We start from the raw sequence: 1,101 nt of genomic DNA, 5'->3' as shown, positions 1-1,101 counted from the left end.
GAAAAAAATCGGCCCAGATCCGCGAAATTTTAATCAGCGAGTCAGCTTGGGAAGAAATGACCTGCTTATTCGCACCTTCCTTAATATAAAGACACAAGCAGAGACATTTTTGGCACGATATAAAAACGCTAAGTTAAAAAATCACTATGACGTGTTGGGTATCAAATGTTCACTGGCATAAACCTCTGTTTCTGATGTAAAACAGATTTTCTGAGGAGGCGTAAAACCTCCTCGTACTGCGAAATTGATTTAGTGATAGCGATCGATCACGCCAACCAGATAGTGGTCGGTTTGCTGCATGTTGATGCCCGCTTTTTTAGCGCTGCGGACTTCATCCAGAATGATTTGCAACAGCGTCCCGTCCACGATTTCCTCTTTTCTGTATCGCTTCAGGAAGTTAATCGCTGACTTATCGTTTGCTGCCTGGGCGTCTTCCGTCAAAGAGGTCAGCGCATTAATGCGCTTCTGGTAATCGCTTACCGTCTGCTCAAACAGATCTTCCAGCGTGGAAAATTCACCGCACCGGGCGTGTTGCTCCTGTAACACCGGCGTGGCGCCGCTCTGTTTGATGTATTCGTACATGCGCATCATTTGCGTCACCGTATTTTGCGCCTGATGACGCAAAAATAGTGCGGTGCCATTAAGGCTATTCTCGCTGCACCTCTGGCTGAGCTGAAGATACAAATTTGAGGTATAAAACTCCTGATTCATTTGCGCATTCAGTTTTTGAACTATTCCGCTAGCGATCATAGGACTTCCTTATTTCTTGTCATCTCAGAAAACGGTCACTCTTCGAAAAAACAACCAGAATAAAAGCGATTCTTTCGCTTTTTTTATTGCGCCTGGTTACGCAGTCATATTCATTTTAAGTCGGGATGCTCCTTATTTAAATATCCAACCCTACTATCGCATTTCTATCTGGCATTATTCTGTGATGGTGTTTCGATATTCACACTCCCTGTGCCAATCCTTTCTTATCGACAGTAGGAAACTTCCTCCGGCTATTCTGCTGAACACGATTAGGGGCACTGTTGCAAAGTTAGCGATGAGGCAGCCTTTTGTCTTATTCAAAGGCCTTACATTTCAAAAACTCTGCTTACC

At 44.1% G+C, this 1,101-nt stretch carries 2 protein-coding genes; one reads left to right on the top strand and one right to left on the bottom strand.

Going from position 1 to position 1,101, the window contains the following annotated elements:
- A partial coding sequence (locus OGY13_RS00970; protein WP_502873177.1) for a hypothetical protein occupies positions 1-181 on the top strand: 181 nt, incomplete at its 5' end.
- Positions 182-249: 68 nt separating this feature from the next.
- On the opposite strand, the gene OGY13_RS00965 is transcribed toward OGY13_RS00970, so the two are convergent.
- Positions 250-750 carry a non-heme ferritin-like protein gene (locus OGY13_RS00965; protein WP_001752509.1) on the bottom strand — a complete coding sequence of 167 codons (501 nt, stop codon included), beginning with the start codon at positions 748-750 and terminating at the stop codon, positions 250-252.
- Between the last annotated feature and the right edge of the window lie 351 nt (positions 751-1,101).

The sequence above is a fragment of the Citrobacter sp. Cpo045 genome (genome assembly GCF_030332875.1).
In the GTDB taxonomy this organism is placed as follows: Bacteria; Pseudomonadota; Gammaproteobacteria; order Enterobacterales; family Enterobacteriaceae; genus Citrobacter; species Citrobacter portucalensis.
Note: the sequence above shows the minus strand (reverse complement) of the source record. Positions and strands in the feature narration are given on the sequence as shown.

What these genes read in the sequence shown, in the direction of transcription:
- OGY13_RS00965 (WP_001752509.1), bottom strand. Translation starts at nt 750, where the DNA reads ATGATCGCTAGCGGAATAGTTCAAAAACTGAATGCGCAAATGAATCAG.